Source organism: Shewanella sp. Scap07 (assembly GCF_013394145.1).
In the GTDB taxonomy this organism is placed as follows: Bacteria; Pseudomonadota; Gammaproteobacteria; order Enterobacterales; family Shewanellaceae; genus Shewanella; species Shewanella waksmanii.
On sequence record NZ_CP041329.1, the window covers coordinates 1,817,950 to 1,834,859 of the forward strand.

11 protein-coding genes are annotated in these 16,910 nt (G+C 44.9%); 3 read left to right on the top strand and 8 right to left on the bottom strand.

Annotated features, from left to right (window positions below):
* Positions 1-193: 193 nt before the first annotated feature.
* From FLM48_RS07980 to FLM48_RS08005, 6 genes are read right to left on the bottom strand one after another with little or no spacing between them, the layout of a single operon-like run.
* Entirely contained in the window at positions 194-1,816 is a 1,623-nt protein-coding gene (locus tag FLM48_RS07980; protein ID WP_179024273.1) for a BatD family protein, read from the bottom strand.
* Positions 1,810-3,771 carry a VWA domain-containing protein gene (locus tag FLM48_RS07985; protein WP_179024274.1) on the bottom strand — a complete coding sequence of 654 codons (1,962 nt, stop codon included), beginning with the start codon at positions 3,769-3,771 and terminating at the stop codon, positions 1,810-1,812. Before FLM48_RS07985 ends, FLM48_RS07980 begins: the two co-directional genes overlap by 7 nt.
* Positions 3,771-4,769: a VWA domain-containing protein gene (locus FLM48_RS07990; RefSeq protein WP_028775159.1), complete on the bottom strand. Its 999-nt coding sequence runs from the start codon at positions 4,767-4,769 to the stop codon at positions 3,771-3,773. The genes FLM48_RS07985 and FLM48_RS07990 overlap by 1 nt, the downstream gene beginning before the upstream one ends.
* A complete protein-coding gene (locus FLM48_RS07995; RefSeq protein ID WP_179024275.1) occupies positions 4,762-5,241 on the bottom strand; it encodes a DUF4381 domain-containing protein in 480 nt (159 codons plus the stop codon). Before FLM48_RS07995 ends, FLM48_RS07990 begins: the two co-directional genes overlap by 8 nt.
* Positions 5,242-6,171, bottom strand: coding sequence for a DUF58 domain-containing protein (locus tag FLM48_RS08000; protein ID WP_028775161.1), 930 nt, complete (start codon positions 6,169-6,171; stop codon positions 5,242-5,244).
* Positions 6,172-6,174: 3 nt separating this feature from the next.
* Positions 6,175-7,131, bottom strand: a complete 957-nt coding sequence (locus FLM48_RS08005; protein WP_179024276.1) for a MoxR family ATPase — start codon at positions 7,129-7,131, stop codon at positions 6,175-6,177.
* 397 nt (positions 7,132-7,528) lie between these two features.
* Here FLM48_RS08005 and fadI point away from each other — a divergent pair, with 397 nt between their 5' ends.
* The 3 genes from fadI (at position 7,529) to FLM48_RS08020 (ending at position 11,401) form a co-directional block, all read left to right on the top strand.
* Positions 7,529-8,839: an acetyl-CoA C-acyltransferase FadI gene (gene fadI / locus FLM48_RS08010; protein ID WP_179024277.1), complete on the top strand. Its 1,311-nt coding sequence runs from the start codon at positions 7,529-7,531 to the stop codon at positions 8,837-8,839.
* A gap of 4 nt (positions 8,840-8,843) precedes the next feature.
* Positions 8,844-10,964 carry a fatty acid oxidation complex subunit alpha FadJ gene (fadJ, locus tag FLM48_RS08015; RefSeq protein WP_179024278.1) on the top strand — a complete coding sequence of 707 codons (2,121 nt, stop codon included), beginning with the start codon at positions 8,844-8,846 and terminating at the stop codon, positions 10,962-10,964.
* Between the two features lie 236 nt (positions 10,965-11,200).
* Positions 11,201-11,401 (top strand): hypothetical protein, encoded by a 201-nt coding sequence (locus FLM48_RS08020; protein WP_028775165.1) that lies wholly within the window; start codon positions 11,201-11,203, stop codon positions 11,399-11,401.
* A gap of 203 nt (positions 11,402-11,604) precedes the next feature.
* Here FLM48_RS08020 and FLM48_RS08025 read toward each other — a convergent pair whose 3' ends face one another.
* Together FLM48_RS08025 and FLM48_RS08030 are read right to left on the bottom strand one after the other, a co-directional pair.
* Positions 11,605-12,330 (bottom strand): hypothetical protein, encoded by a 726-nt coding sequence (locus FLM48_RS08025; RefSeq protein WP_179024279.1) that lies wholly within the window; start codon positions 12,328-12,330, stop codon positions 11,605-11,607.
* 119 nt (positions 12,331-12,449) lie between these two features.
* Complete coding sequence (locus FLM48_RS08030; protein WP_179024280.1) at positions 12,450-16,742, bottom strand: EAL domain-containing protein; 4,293 nt, start codon at positions 16,740-16,742, stop codon at positions 12,450-12,452.
* Positions 16,743-16,910: the final 168 nt, after the last annotated feature.

The following is a 16,910-nucleotide window of genomic DNA, read 5'->3' on the forward strand; positions in this document are numbered from 1 at the left end:
AGTAATACTTTGATAACTTATTGTTTATTATAGTATTCAAAGTGTCATCGTGATTATATTCAACAATATTTATCTAACTGGCTGAAGAACATAAGTTTATTGTGACTATTTGCCGTATTAGCTTAACGTGTGGTGCAGTAATCGCAAGGGGTTAACCAAAGTTAACCCCTTGCGATTGAATGTTATTGTGCGGTTATTGTGGATTTAGTGGCGACAAAGGGCTGTTTTTAACAATCGAGGTTTGGCTGTCAAGCGATGCAACGGCATTCAATAATGCAGTAAAGTCTGCTTGAGAATGCGCTGAGCTGTAGGCGGCAGTTTGTAGATCACTAATTGCTGCTCCAAGTGCCGGTGATAATGCCGCTATCTGCGCGAGGTTGAGTTGTTGGCCCCGTGCAGCCGATAGATTGCGCTGCAAGATTAACAATACGTTGCCGACATCACCTTTTTCACAAGCTTGCTGCAAACTCACCTCGTTACTGGTATGAGGGTGACTTTTGTCTGCGACAGGCGCTACAACCCTAGGTTGATTACGTTGGCGTACCCAAGCAATTAAGGTGACCAGCCACAATATTGCAAAAATTAAGGTGCTCCAAAACCATAGGCTTAATCCTGATTTTTCTGCAGGTGTCGCGGCAACATAAGGGCTTGGCTCCACACTGCCTTCAGGCGCAACAACCGTAATTGTTCTTGCGGGCAGGCTTGCGAGTTCCTGTTTGCGAGTGTGGGCATTCCACCACGGGACTTCTATCGCGGGTAGGGTGTACTCACCAGGCTGAGTAGGAACAATAGCAATCGACTGACTGATCTGCGCAACAACTTGTTTATCGCGTACAACGGTTTGTCGCTGTGCTTTCTCGGGGTAACTTTTTAACCCTTTAGGTAGGTTAAACGCTAATTCGGGTAGGCTGGTTTCATCTGCATTTGATGCCAATAGATTAAAGCTGCGGGTAATCGGTGTGCCCACTTCGTAGCTTTCTTGTTGCTGCCAGTCTTCATTTAAGGCAACGAGATCACTGACTAGCCAATGGCCGTGGTACTGCGGGGGAATCGGCATAACCGTTAATGTCGCTGGGCTAGATTTTGCTTGCATCGGCCGGCTTTCATTAAATGAGAACATGCCACCACGGCGCTGTGATTGCACCAGCACGTCCCCCTGAAAATCTGCGCCGCTAATATCAAGGTCACCGGCTTTGTCGGCGATAATCGCGTAGGTTCGTTCAATAACGCGGTAGCGGCGACCGTTAACTAACTCGGTGGTATCGACATCTTCGCCAAGTTGCTTTATTGATGCTCCTTCGATATTTGGTGCACTTAAGACACCTCGTTGCAGCTCTACCGCTAAGAATAACTTAACTTTATAGGTAACGAGCTGGCCAACATAGGCTTGCTCTGTCGACAAACTCGTCCGAATAAACAGATTTTTAGCTTGTTGCGGTTGGCTGCCCTGCGGTGCGACTTGCAAATTAATGGGTTGGGAAGCGATGCCGTCAATGGTTAACGCTGGGATTTGCAATTGGCCGGTGGTTTTTGGGGCAATCAAAATTTGCCAACGGGTCTCTTTACGAGAGTCGAAGTTGACGATCTGAGTACTGCGACTCACACTCGTTCGACCAACAATGAAATCTCTTAGCAATGCGGAGGTATCTAGCTTAGCAGTTTTTACATCATCATCTGCTTTGACCGTCAGGACTAAATATTCACCTTCAATAGCAGGATTTCGATCGACCGAGGCTTCAATACTGCTCAATGCCCATGCGGGCGAGATGGCAAATAGTGCGATTAACGCGACCAATATTCTTTGTCTAATTACCACTGTTCATTGTCCTTAGAAGTTTGACCTTGTTGACGGCGTTTTTGATATTCCAATTGCATTTTGTTGCGCAGCAACACTTGTGGGTCATCGGCTAAAGAGCGTAAGACTCGTTCCATTTCTGGCGGTAAGGGCTCATCACTTGCACTGGTTGCCATGACTTGCTCAGCGCCCTGTTCGCCGGTGCTGTTAGGGTCAGCTGGCTGAGCTTGGGCTGATTGCTGCTCCGTTTGTTGAGCAGAATCAAGCGCTCCAGCATCACTATTTTGGCTATCAGCCTGCATTTCGGCATCGTTGCTCTGTGGCTCGTCTTGTTGCTGACCGTCTTGCTGCTGGCCGTCTTGCTGCTGGCCGTCTTGCTGCTGGCCGTCTTGTTGCTGGCCGTCTTGTTGCTGACCGTCTTGTTGCTGGCCGTCTTGTTGCTGACCGTCTTGCTGCTGGCTGTCTTGCTGCTGGCCGTCTTGCTGCTGGCCGTCTTGCTGCTGGCTGTCTTGTTGCTGGCCGTCTTGCTGTTGGTCACTTTGTTGCTGGCCATCTTGTTGTTGATCGCCTTGTTGTTCATCCTGTTGTTGACTGTCCTGATTTTGCTGATCATTTTGTTGCTGTTGTTCAGCAATATCTTTGACAATGTCTAAGTTTTGCTGCGCTTGAGGAAAATCGTTCTGTTTATCTAATGCGGCTTCATAACGTTTAATGGCCTCTTGAAAGTCACCTAACTGCGCCAAACTGTTTGCCTGGTTATACAGCCCTTGCGCGCTGTTATCTTGTTCGAACAAAGGCAAAGCTTGTTGATAGTTGCCCGCTTTATACAGGGCACTGGCTTGCCATTGCGGCTCAGTAAATAACTCGCTGGCTTGCTGATACTGCTGTTGATCGTACTGTGTCATTGCTTGCTGGTTTTGGGTTTGCCATAGACTGTCCCACGTGGAAGCTTGCGCGGGGTGACTGGTCGTCATCAGCAGTGATAATAAACCAATGGGCAATAAATAAGCCTGTATTCCGTGTTTGAATGTTAGCAACATAGGCAGTAATAACAGCAGGGCTAAATAAGGGCCGAGGTCTTGTAGCACCTCGCCGTCAAGTTCAGTTTTTTTACTGGCATGATGTTGGTCAATACGGCTAATCAATGTGTCCAGATCGCTGTTGTCTGATCGGTATTGATAAAGCTCGCCACCGGTATCATTGGCAATGGCTGCAAGTTTGGCGTAATCAGTTTTTGCTACGACAACCTCATCGCGTTGATCTCTTAAAAGCTGGCCATTGGGTAGTTTTACTGGCGCGCCTTGTTTGCTGCCAAAAGCCAAAATATGTAGCTGATATTGGCTATCAGTTAATACCGATTTCGCTTGATTAACCTGATTGGCTTTTACGCCATCGGTTAGCAAAATAATATCACCACGTAGATGACCACCTTGGCTTAACAATGATTTGGCTTGCGATAAAGCCGCGGGAAGGTTCGAGCCGCGTACTGGCATAATCTCTGGGCTGAGTGTTGGCAGTAGATTCAGTAGGGTGGACTTATCACGGGTCAATGGACTGATGGTAAATGCATCACCGGCAAACGCCACTAACGCCGTTTCGCCTTCAGCAAAGCCGCTAATCAAATCTGTTGCTTTAAATTTTGCCTGGGTTAAGCGATTGGGAGCTTGATCGGTGGCATACATCGACAAAGACATATCCATAACCAAAATGCGCGCCTGATCAGCCTGAAATACAGGCAGTGCCTGTTTGCTTATCGCCGGTCCTGCGAGTGCTATGACAGCAATCAACCAAGCTAGGGCTAAATAAACCAGATTACGACTTTGTTGTTGTTCACCTTCAGACACTAATAACTTAGCAAGATGGGGAGCAATATAACGGCTCCAATTAGAACTGACTTTCTCAGATCGCCAAAGTGCCAGTAAAATGAGGGCGAGAGGTAATAGTGCCCATAACCATTCGGGACGTAAAAACTGCATTATAACGCCCCCTTTTTCCGGCGAGTGATTTGTTGCATGACGGGCAAATTGATCACCACGCTGATCATGCTAAATAACAAAGCTAAAGCGAGAGGATAGTAAAATAAGTCAGCTTGGGGACGATAGCTAAATTGCTCTCGACTGATAGGTTCAAGTTGATCTATTGCTTGGTAAATCTGCTCTAACTCTTCGCTATTACGTGCCCGGAAATAACGACCACCTGTCATTTCTGCCAACTTTGTCAATTCTGCTTCATCTAAATCCATTGATGGATTGACGCGCTCGGTACCAAAAATGCTGCGCCTTTCCATAACCTCTGCACCGACACCAACTGAATAAATTGTGACGCCACGTTTAGCGGCAATTTCTGCAGCTTGCTGCGGAGTTACGCTACCTGAGTTATTGGAACCGTCAGTGAGAAGAATTAAGATACGGTTGCTCTCATCGACTTGTTCAAAGCGCTTCACTCCCAAAGCGATAGCTTCGCCAATGGCGGTTTGCTTGCCGACTAAGCCAATCTCAGCTTCCCTCAGAAATTGGGCTACTGAACGTCTGTCTTGAGTTAACGGCGCCTGCAAATAAGCATGATCGGCAAACAGTATTAACCCTAAACGGTCACCTTGACGGCGCTCGATAAAATCACTCAATACGTGCTTAATCAAAACCAGCCTGTCGACTGGCTTGCCATCGATAACCATATCTTGAATTTGCATACTGCCAGATAAATCCACCGCCATCATTAAATCGCGGCCTTTGCTCGGCAGTTCGATTGGCTCACCTACCCATAGCGGGCGAGTGACAGCGCTAACGAGGCAAATCCAAATAAGCCATAGCAATAGTGAGGGGCGTGAAGACTGCTGTTTTACCTGTTCGATTGCCGTTTGGTTAACACCCGGAAGTTGCAGGTGACCGGTTACCTTTTGCTGTTGCTGAGCACGTCGAAAAATAAGCGGCAGTGGTAACAATATAAATAGCCATGGCCAGGCAATACTAAACATGGTTTGCCTCCATAGTTAGCGGTAGCGCTTGAGACAGCCAACGCTGGGTCTCTGAGAGCAGTTGTTGCTTTTGCTCGCGACTATAAGCTTCTGCTTGGTAACGGCGCTGCAATAAAGTGACGAGTTGCTGGCTAGCTTGGTGCTGTAATAGCCATTCTTGCCATGCTTGACCTTCAAGTTTGGCAATGGTATCTCGGCCGAGGTAACTCATCGCAGCTCGTTTTATTAAACTGTTGATTTCAATAGCGAGGTTTGGGGTATCGATATTGATAAGTGCTAGCGCTTCTATAGCACTGCGTTTTGCGGCTAGTTTACTTTGACGACGCTTCCAGGCTCGTATGATGAGTAAAACAATGACGATTATCGCTATTAAAGCTAACCAATAGCCTGGTGCAATGGGCCATTGATGGATCTGTTCGGGCAACTGAATATCTTGCAAATTGGCCAATGCGGGGTGAGTCGGTGCTGACATCTATCTTAGGGCTCCGATCTGTTGATTAAGATTTCTACCGGCATCGACAAATCGTGTTTCGACACTTAATTTGTCCATCATGTTGACGAAGTTTGTTTGCTGTTGCTGCTGAGTCATTAGCCATGCATCGTAGCTTTGTCGATTTAGTGTTAGCTCTTTGTCGCCATCGCGCACGGGCAAGGAAAAACGCTTTGGTAAGTTCAGCTCTCCTTGGCGTAAGGGGTCCGTCACTAAAAAAGCCCCAATATCGCAATGACGTTTCAAGTCCAGTAGTGGGCCAATACATTGTTGGTCGATATGTTTGCCGTCGGAAATAATCCAGATCAGCGAACCGGGCTTGGCTAAGCGTTGCAACCTTTGGCAGGCACGGTACATATGTTGAGGTTCACTTGGCAAATCATTGATGTGCGACAGTTGCTGTTGGTGCATTTTCTCAATTGCAGAAACTAGCTGCAAAATACCATTTTGTCTGCTGCGAGGTTTCAGTTCAATGTGCTGGTGTTCGCTGGCAATCAGTGCGCCTAAGCGGTCACCATGGGCAATCGCATTCCAACCTAAGGTGGCGGCTAAATGGGCAGCTTGCACAGATTGCAGCAACAAACTGGAACCAAAGTAGAGGCTATGGCTCATATCAAGCAGCACGATAACCGGCCGTTCACGTTCTTCGACAAACAGTTTGGTATGGGTCTTGCCGGTCCGGGCGGTCACGCGCCAATCAATGGTGCGTACATCATCGCCACTTTGGTAATGGCGTACTTCGGCGAACTCCATCCCGCGGCCCTTGATGTTACTTGCACGGTGTCCGGCGAGCGCCGCTTTAGCTTTACTTCGACGCTCTGGAATCGCTTTGGCCAAATTTTGGCATGCAAGTAACTCTTGTTGCGACAGGTGGATACCATCGGCAAACAGAGGTAAGTCCTGACTAACCATAAACTAAGGTACCGCCACCATGCTTAAGATGTGACTAATGACCTGCTCACTGTTGACCCCTTCGGCTTGGGCTTGATAGCTCAGTAGTAAGCGGTGGCGTAACACATTAGGTGCAACCGCCTGAATATCTTCAGGTGAGACGAAGTCACGCTCTTTTATCCAAGCGCGGGCTCTTGCGCAGCGCTCAAGTGCTAAGGTCGCGCGTGGACTGACACCGTATTCGAGCCATTTAGCCAGGTCATCACTGTATTTAGCTGGTGTGCGTGTTGCCATTACGATATCAACAATATATTTCTCTAAAGGCTCTGCGAGGTAGATCTCAAGTGCTTGTTCCCGTGCGGCAAACACTTCTTGCTGCATGATAGGTGTGACTTCGGGCAGCGCTTGTTTTAATGCTTCATTGCGTGACATACGCATGATGGCAAACTCTGTTTCTGCGCTGGGGTAGTCGAGGTTTAAATGCATGAGAAAACGATCTAACTGCGCTTCTGGTAGCGGGTAGGTGCCTTCATTTTCCAATGGGTTCTGGGTGGCCATGACTAAAAATAGTTCGGGTAATTTGTAGCTATTTTTCCCCACAGTCACTTGACCTTCGGCCATGGCTTCTAGCAGCGCCGATTGGACTTTAGCCGGCGCGCGGTTGATTTCATCTGCCAAAATGAGATTGTGAAAAATAGGCCCGGCTTCAAACTCGAAACTGGCGGTTTGAGCGCGATAGATATCGGTACCTGTTAAATCTGCGGGTAATAAATCAGGGGTAAACTGAATGCGGTGAAAATCCCCTTCAACACCATCGCACAAGGCTTTTACCGCGCGGGTTTTAGCTAGGCCTGGTGGGCCTTCGACTAATAAATGGCCATCTGCAATTAATGCAATGAGTAGGTTTTCTGTCAGGACTGGCTGACCAAGAATAACTTGGTCTAGGTATTCTCTTAATGCGTGAAATCGACTTAAAGGCATGTTGCTACTCGTAAATTTTTGTATGAGCGTTAGGACATCTCGTCATTGAAATAATTCCATATAAGCCGACTTAGTTGGCTTAATTTAAAACAAATAGATGACGTTTTAGCGCAAAAGGCTCTCTTTTAACCACTAATATTATTCATTGACTATGACGTATTTGGACCATCACTTTCAAAATATATTCAATTAAACATTGTTAATAAAGCACTTTTTCAATATTTAACGATTAAAAACCAAACAGGTGTTTAAAACTTTAACATAAGAAGTTAGAATCAGATCACACTTTGATGGTCAGACCTGTTTGTTGAGCAGGTGAGATAAGACAGGTTTTTAGGGACACAATAATAATCGCATCAGCTTGAATACCAAGTGGATGTTAATAAGAGGGTTAGTAATGAGTAATTTACAGCGGGTTACCAACGCCAATGGCGACCGCGTCGCGATTGTGACAGGTCTAAGAACACCATTTGCTAAACAAGCAACGGCTTTCCATGGCGTATCAGCACTCGACATGGGTAAAATGGTGGTTAATGAGATGCTTTCTCGCTCTGAAATTGACCCTAAAGAGATTCAGCAGTTAGTTTATGGTCAAGTGGTGCAAATGCCAGCGGCTCCTAACATCGCACGGGAAATCGTATTGGGTACCGGAATGGATATTGCTACCGATGCCTACAGCGTGACGCGAGCATGTGCCACCAGTTTCCAATCTGCAGTGAATGTTGCCGAATCGATTATGACCGGTAATATCGAAGTCGGTATTGCTGGCGGCGCTGACTCCTCTTCTGTTCTACCGATTGGTGTCTCCAAGAAACTAGCCCATGCTTTGGTCGACCTAAATAAGGCCCGTAAATTCTCGCAAAAACTGGCCATCATCAAGCGCCTAGGCTTAAAAGATCTGCTGCCTGTCCCGCCAGCCGTAGCCGAGTATTCTACTGGTCTATCAATGGGCCAAACGGCTGAGCAAATGGCAAAAACCTACGGCATAAGCCGTGCAGATCAAGATGCACTTGCACATCGCTCGCACACTTTAGCCGCAGAAACATGGAACGCGGGCAAACTAACTGATGAGGTTATGACTGCCCACGTCCCGCCTTACAATAGCTTTATTGATCGCGATAACAATATTCGTGAAAACTCTTCAATTGAGTCATATGCCAAATTGCGCCCGGCATTTGATAGAAAACATGGCTCAGTAACCGCGGCAAATAGTACGCCTTTAACCGATGGTGCATCAGCGGTATTGCTGATGAGTGAGAGCCGCGCTAAGGCCATGGGTTACACGCCTATCGGTTATATAAAGAGTTATGCGTTTAGTGCCATAGATGTCTGGCAAGACATGCTAATGGGACCATCCTACGCCACGCCTATGGCGCTAGCGCGTGCAGGAATGGAGCTGGAAGATCTTACCCTCATTGAAATGCATGAGGCCTTTGCGGCGCAAACATTAGCCAATATGAAGATGTTTGCTTCTAAGCAGTTCGCTCAACAGCACTTAGGTCGAGACAGAGCGATAGGTGAAATTGATATGAGCAAATTTAATGTGCTTGGTGGCTCGCTTGCCTATGGTCACCCATTTGCAGCAACAGGAACGCGGATCATCACGCAACTGTGTCGCGAACTACAGCGTCGTGGTGGTGGAACGGGCTTGGCAACAGCGTGTGCCGCAGGTGGTTTAGGCGCAGCAATGATAGTTGAAGTGGAGTAATGTGATGGAAAACAGTTTCAAGTTAACTCGCAACGATAATGGTATTGCCATTTTGACTATGGATGTGCCTGGTGAAACCATGAATACCCTGCGAGCAGAGTTTGGCGAGCAGATCAGTACCATGCTTGAGGAAATAAAGGCCGACAGTCAGATAGCGGGGTTAGTGGTCGCCTCGGGTAAAGCTGACTCTTTTGTTGCTGGTGCAGACATCAGCATGTTGGATGCTTGTCAAACCGAAGAAGATGCTAAGCAGTTATCTCAGCAAGGCCACCAAGTATTCTTAGCTTTAGAAGGGCTAAATATTCCGGTGGTTGCTGCGATTCATGGGCCGTGCCTTGGCGGTGGACTAGAATTAGCGCTGGCTTGTCATCAGCGTGTATGTACTGATAGTAAAAAAACCATGATGGGCGTACCTGAGGTTCAGCTAGGCTTGTTGCCCGGCGGCGGTGGAACTCAGCGTTTACCGCGCTTAGTGGGAATCACTAAAGCCCTTGATTTGATGTTAACGGGCAAACAAGTTAGACCTAAACAAGCTAAGAAAATGGGCTTGGTGGACGACGTTGTGCCTGAGTCGATTCTATTACAAACCGCCATTGATATGGCGTTAAAAGGTAAAAAAGCAGCCAAAAAGCCCAAACTATCGACGGTTAATAAAGTATTAGAAGGGACCGCTGTTGGGCGTAATATTATCTTTGATCAGGCGCTCAAACAGGTTAATAAAAAGACTCAAGGCAATTATCCTGCGCCTGAGAAAATTATTGACTGTGTGCGCCAAGGTAGTGCTAAAGGTTTGTTGAAAGGCTTAGAAGTGGAAGCGAGTCATTTTGCTAAGCTGGTTATGACACCTGAGTCAGAAGCTTTGCGCAGTATCTTTTTTGCTACAACAGAGATGAAAAAAGAAACCGGTGCGGGCGATACTAAACCCGGTGAGCTTAAGAAGGTGATGGTGCTTGGTGGTGGATTAATGGGCGGTGGTATTGCCTCGGTGACCTCAACTAAAGCTAAATTGCCAGTTAGGGTAAAGGATATCAATGAGACAGGGTTAAGTAATGCGCTAGCCTATGCCTATAAGCTACTTAATAAGAGTGTTAAACGTCGCCATATCACCCCTGCAGCTCGTGATAATCAAATGGCGTTGATGACCACTACAACGGAGTACAAAGGTGTTAAAGATGCCGATATTGTAGTTGAAGCCGTATTTGAAGATATCAACTTAAAACATCAAATGGTTAAAGATGTTGAGGCACACTGTGGCGAGCATACCATTTTCGCATCGAACACTTCGTCACTGCCTATCGGTCAAATCGCCCAAGCGGCAAGTCGGCCTGAAAATGTGATAGGGCTGCATTATTTCTCACCAGTAGAAAAAATGCCGTTAGTTGAAGTAATTGCCCATGAAGGCACATCGGCGCAAACCATTGCTACCACTGTTGCATTTGCGAGAAAGCAGGGTAAGACTCCTATTGTTGTTCAAGACGGTGCAGGTTTTTATGTGAATCGTATTTTAGCGCTGTATATGAATGAAGCTGCTAACTTGCTATTAGAAGGTAATGGCGTTGAACATCTGGATAAAGCATTAGTGAAGTTTGGTTTCCCAGTCGGGCCAATGACACTGCTTGATGAGGTAGGTATTGATGTTGGAGCTAAGATTGCCCCCATTTTAGAGTCGGAATTAGGTGAGCGTTTCAAGGCGCCGGCGGCATTTGATAAGTTGCTAGCGGATGACCGTAAAGGCCGTAAGAATAAGAAAGGTTTTTATCTTTATAATGGAAAACCTAAAGATAAGCGCGTAGATGAAAGCGTTTATGGCGTATTAGGAGTGAGCCCAGGCGCGGGCAAACTGGCTGAACAGCTTGCAGAGCAGTGTGTTGTGCAAATGCTCAACGAAGCAGTACGCTGTTTGGAAGAGGGGATTATTAGCTCAGCTCGTGATGGGGATATTGGTGCGATTTTCGGCATTGGTTTCCCACCGTTTCTTGGGGGGCCGTTTAAGTATATTGATGCCTTAGGTGCGCAAAACTTAGTTGATAAACTGACCCAGTACCAGTCTCAGTATGGCGATCGCTTTACACCATGTGAACGTCTAAAGAAAATGGCTGAAGAGCAAAGTAAATTTTACTCATAGTTATACTCCAGGTCATTGTTATTGAAATTAAAAACGGCATATTTATGCCGTTTTTTTTCGATTAAAAGGCAACTTTTGTTAATTTTTTAGCCAAAATATGATGGCTTAGTGTACAATTTAAGGTTCGCGTTGGACGGTTTCTGTTGGTACAGCTATCTGCGTACACACCCTAATTTATGAGGTTGTTTGCGTGGGATGTATTGGCAGGTGTAGTAGCAGTAAGAGGTATACACCCAATGGTTTTGTTCGTTGTAGCGGGCTTGTTGTTATCATCACTTGTGATGGGAAATTTAGCATTTAGAGCAGGATTAGGCGTCAAACGCTGGGCTTTTATCGGATTGCTGTGTGGACCATTTGGTTATCCGTTATTAAGCACCCATAAGCGTTTTGCTTGGAAAAAAGCGCAAGGGCGCGGTAACGTCAATATTGGCTTATAGCGTCATTCAAAATAAAAAGGAGCCGTTGGCTCCTTTTTTATTTACTACGATTATTTGAGGTAACCAAAAGGTTACTTCCACCAGACTTTCGCAGGAATCACTTCCAAATGATCAAGGCCAACAGGCAACTCAACACGTTTACGTTCTGACTTGTGCGCAATACCTAGGGCTTTCTTTAGTGAATTTAACATAGTCACTTCTCCTTACGCGTGTGCAGTATTGATGAATTTAATGTGTGGCGAGCCAGCTAATTCAACAGGCTTGAACTTAATGTGTGGTGAGCCAGCTAATTCAACAGGCTTGAACTTAATGTGTGGTGAACCGGCTAATTCAACAGGCTTGAACTTAATGTGTGGTGAACCGGCTAGTTCAACAGGCTTGAACTTAATGTGTGGTGAACCGGCTAGTTCAACAGGCTTGAACTTAATGTGTGGTGAACCGGCTAGTTCAACACGCTTGAATTTAATGTGTGGTGAACCGGCTAGTTCAACAGGCTTGAATTTAATGTGTGGTGAACCGGCTAGTTCAACAGGCTTGAATTTAATGTGTGGTGAACCTGCTAGTTCAACAGGCTTGAATTTAATGTGTGGTGAACCTGCTAGTTCAACAGGCTTGAACTTAATGTGTGGTGAACCCGCTAATTCAACAGGCTTGAATTTAATGTGTGGTGAACCCGCTAGTTCAACAGGCTTGAATTTAATGTGTGGTGAACCTGCTAGTTCAACAGGCTTGAACTTAATGTGAGGTGAGCCAGCTAGCTCAACAGGCTTGAATTTAATGTGTGGCGAACCCGCTAATTCAACAGGCTTGAACTTGATATGAGGAGATCCAGCTATTTCGCTGTTATCAATGCTAATAGTATCCAGTGCATTAATTGCAGTAGGTGCTGTTAAGGTAAGGGCGATGGCAGTAACTAGTCCGTTAATCATGTTTATCTCTCTCTACTCAAGGTGGTTTTTTTTGTATCAACAAAACGTTGACGTTTGAGAGAGTAATTGCAGGTGTTATGCCAAGTTTTACATTTTTCCTTATTTATTTAGCATTTTGATTACATTTTAGGGCCGGAATTTGCCTGTTTTACATGCTTTTGAGGCTCAATATTCTCTTGAATTAGCAGCTTAGAAAAGCATTCTTCTGTTACCGCTTTGCTGTATATAAAGCCTTGTATTTCTTCGCATTTTAATGCTTTTAGTATACTCAGTTGTGATGCTTCTTCAACCCCTTCACCGACAACAGAGAGCCCCATGTTGTGCGCGATGGTGATAATAGAATCAACCATTTTAAGATCTCTGTCGGACTTATCTATATCGTCAACAAATGCTTTGTCGATCTTAAGAGTATGGATAGGGAAGCGCTTTAAATATGACAGTGACGAATATCCGGTGCCAAAGTCGTCTAACGCAAGGCTGACGCCCATTTGCGACAATTGATCCATCACCTTGATCGCTTTTTCCGGCTGTTTTATGACGGTCCCTTCGGTAATTTCTAGCTCAAGATTACTTGCAGGTAGCTGAGTTAGACGTAAAATTGACTCTATGCGTTGATGGAGGTCGGGTAGAGCGAATTGTTGCGATGATAAATTGACAGCAACCCTACCATTGAAGATTCCTTGACGGCGCCAATTTTGTGCCGCAAAGCACGCTTTCTTTAGCACGACTTCACCGATATCAATGATCAAGCCAGTTTCTTCTGCCAGAGGAATGAAATCTCCTGGTGGTATCAAACCATGCTGAGGGTGATTTAGACGTACCAGAGCTTCCATGCCGGCTAGCTTGCCAGATTTTAGGTCAATCTTAGGTTGGTAGTAGACTTCAAACAGATCTTCTTTCAGTCCTTCACGAATTAAATTTTCAACTTCAAGCTGGCGAATTGCATTACGGTTGAGTGATTCAGAGTAGAATTGGTATCGGTTACCACCGCCAGATTTGGCATGATACATAGCGATGTCTGCCTTACGCAGCAGTGCTTGCTCATTTTGATCATCTTCAGGATACAGCACAATACCTATACTGACACCCACGACCACTCGGTCATTAGATAGGTCAAATGGATTATTAAAAGCATCGATAACGCTATTGGCGATCACTGCTGCAGAGCCGATATCGGGGTTGTTATCAACAAGAATGGCAAACTCATCGCCACCTAAACGATAAATGCTTGTATGGTAAGGTACTGCAGCTTCAATTCTCAGGGCGACCATCTTCAGCAATTCATCACCAACTTGGTGACCCAGTGAGTCATTAATCTTTTTGAAGTTGTCTAAATCCAATACCATCAATGTGTGGTGAGTATCTTTGCGTACTAGGTTACCTAACGTCACCATTAAGCTCGAGCGGTTGGGCAGGCTAGTGAGTAAATCATTATTGGTTAGTTTTCGCAGCTCTTCTTCTTGCTGTTTACGACGTGATATATCGGAGAATACGCCGACATAGTGGGACAACGCGCCTTGCTCGTCATAGATGGCATCAATGGTTAGCTCCATTAAGAAACTACTGCCATCGCCTTTAGAGGATTCGACATCATTACTCCAGCTGCCTTGCTGCTGTAATATGGCATGGATCTGTTCTGAATAACTGTCAGGGTACAAATCAAAGTTAAGTTTGGTGCCAATAAAATCACTGCGGCTTTTTTCACACAGGTCACAACAAGCTTCGTTCACTTCGACAAAGTCAAACTGGCTATCGAGTATAAACATACCTTCAGAAATGTTCTCGATTGCGCGCTCAAACAAGCGTAATTGTTCTTCAGCTTGCTTAAAGTTGTTGATGTTCTTGATGGTACCCGTCATCCGAACCGGTTTGTCTTGTTCGTCTCGCTCAACAATTTTAGCGCGGTCTAAAATCCATACCCATTCATCCGCTTTGCCTTTTACTCGGTAAGCGGCCTCGAAATGATCGCATTCGCCGGTGAAATGTTTATTTAGCGCGCTACTTACGCGCTCTTGATCCATTGGGTGGATATTGCTTTCTTCACTGCCGTCACCAGAGCGCTGTCCATCGCGAGGGAATTCCAAAGAGCCCCAGATATTGGAGCGATAGATCTGGCCGGTTTCAATATCCCAGTCCCACATTTCATCACCGCTGCCCCAGAGTGACAGCTTCAAGCGTTCTTCTGACTTAGCAATTTGACGTTGTACTTCCCGTCGTCTTAACGCTGCTTTGAATGTGAAGCCCAACAATATTAGCGTGCATAATGAGTAGATGACCTTAGATGTTGTGGAAAGCCACCAGGGCGGTGAAATCAGCACTTGTAGGCTTCTAATTGGCCCTTGCTGTTTGGTGAGAGGGTCAATAGCATAAACGTTAAATATGTACTCACCATCTGATAGGTTAGTGTAAGTTGCAGAGTGGGTCTTCTTGCCCGAAATCCAATCTTCATTAAGACCACTCATTTGGTAAAAATACTCAATATCTTGAGCGCTAGCACTGGGGCTAGAGAACTTAAAAGTAAATGGGTAGTCGGAATATTTAAGTTGAATTTGCGACGTGCTCATCATCGATTGTTCTATAAACTCGCTGCCAACCGCGACCGGTACGTTAAACACCAGCGCTTCTTCTATCAGCGTATTTATTACTTTTTTATTTTCTACATGCTGATTTAGTTTGTCGATATTGAACAAGCTTATGCCATCAATGCCACCTAAAAGTACAGTACTGGCATCCAAGACTAATTTACTCGGGGTGTTGTACTCATATTGACTGCCGTAAGCCGTGGGTAAGACAAAGGGGGTGTTGTCTTTTAAATAAACAACTTCACCTAAAGATGAGGCTACAAGGCTATTGTTAACCCCCACCAATGCATAAATCTCTTTATTATTACTAAACAGAGTTGAGACTTTGCCGTTGGGATCATATTGCATGATGGACGTCGCAGTGCCAAACACGATGTTATTCCCTAGCTGGCTGACACTGTAGGTGATCTCATCGTGTATTTTTCTTAAACTGTTGTTGTGGTATTCGTAGAAGCCACTTTGAGAGGCGATATAAGTCGCTTTTTCGGTGGCAAAAATATCTAAGATAGGCTCTTGAACTAAGGTATCTATCGTAAATTCGTATTGTTCATTGTCAATGACCGATACTTGCCCGTCATAGCTTCCTAAATATATTTTGTTTTTGTGCTTTGCCAGCACTGTGACGATAGTATCTTCAAGTATTTGGTTTTTTTCATTATTAGGTGATATTTTTATCAGCCCTTCGTAACTGCCTATATAGATATCACCGTTAAGCTCAATTGCATTTTTAAAACCAATGATACCGCTGTCATATTTTGCTGTTAACTTTAGGTTCCTATCGTATCGATTGATTGTTGGTTGATCTGACGCTACGAGTATTTGCTCTTCTTTATACGGCGTGATACTCCAAGTGTTATTAACTTCAGCAGTGATTTGCTGGACAAGATTTCTCTCATCTAGAATAAGTTGGAAGCCTTGATTGTTAAAGCCAATATAGAACCCATTTTGGCTTCGATAAAAGCTGGAAATTTTTCTTTCAGCAATATTGTGCTTAAACTGACCAACGATCTCGAGGTTATTACCGTCTACGCTATAAATGCCATTTTTATTCACGGCATAAACGACGCCGTTTGCTTCACTTAGATGGGGCGACTCCAGAGCCACTATGCTCGAAGTCGTATCACTTTCTATTACGCTTATTCCGGACGCTGTTGAAAAAACAATCTTGTCATTGAGCTCGATAATATCGATGACATTGTCGACGAGCTTTTGGGTTTTTCCTGAGTTCTTAATATCAATACTATGGAGTTCACCATCGTAATTTCGGGTGTAGATTATGTTGTTTTTTATTATCGTTTTCTTAATTTCTTTTGCCGTAGGCTTGGTATCATGAAAACTCACAGTGAGGTCTGCGTTCAATACCAATAATTCGGTAGGTAGCGTAATAAATAGCTGCCCGGTTTCATTTTCGTTAATGCTCCAAATTGCTTGAGTCAACAATGTATTTTGCGGAACTAATTGCTGAAAATGCTCATTGACTGGATCAAAAACGTATAAGCCCTTGTCAGTTCCAATAAGTAGACCATGATTATTTGAATAATAAAGGCTTCTTATAAAAGTGCTAGACAATGAACCGCTGTGGTGGCTCTTGATACGGGTAAAAGACTTGCCGTCAAAACGGTTTAAACCATTTAGTGTGCCTATCCATACATATCCTTGCTCGTCTTCAACAATAGAGGTAACGGTGCTCTGAGATAGACCTTGAGGTACACTAAAATTGTCGCTATTAAGTTCAACAGAGTGAGTAATAGAGTCATGGGCACGAGCAACAGTCAAAGACAGGCACGTGATAAACAAGGTCAATACAAGCTTTAACAGAGCATTAGGCATAATTATTTGTTTGATTATTAGCCAGAAAAGCGTAGGCAACAGTTGATTAACCTCACTTTTTCAGAAAGTAAGCGATTTGTCAAAGTTGTGGCTACTTTTTCTAGATGAAAATCATTTGCATCCCCTTTGACTTCGATGAAGAAAATTTGGTGCAGTAATTGTTTGTAG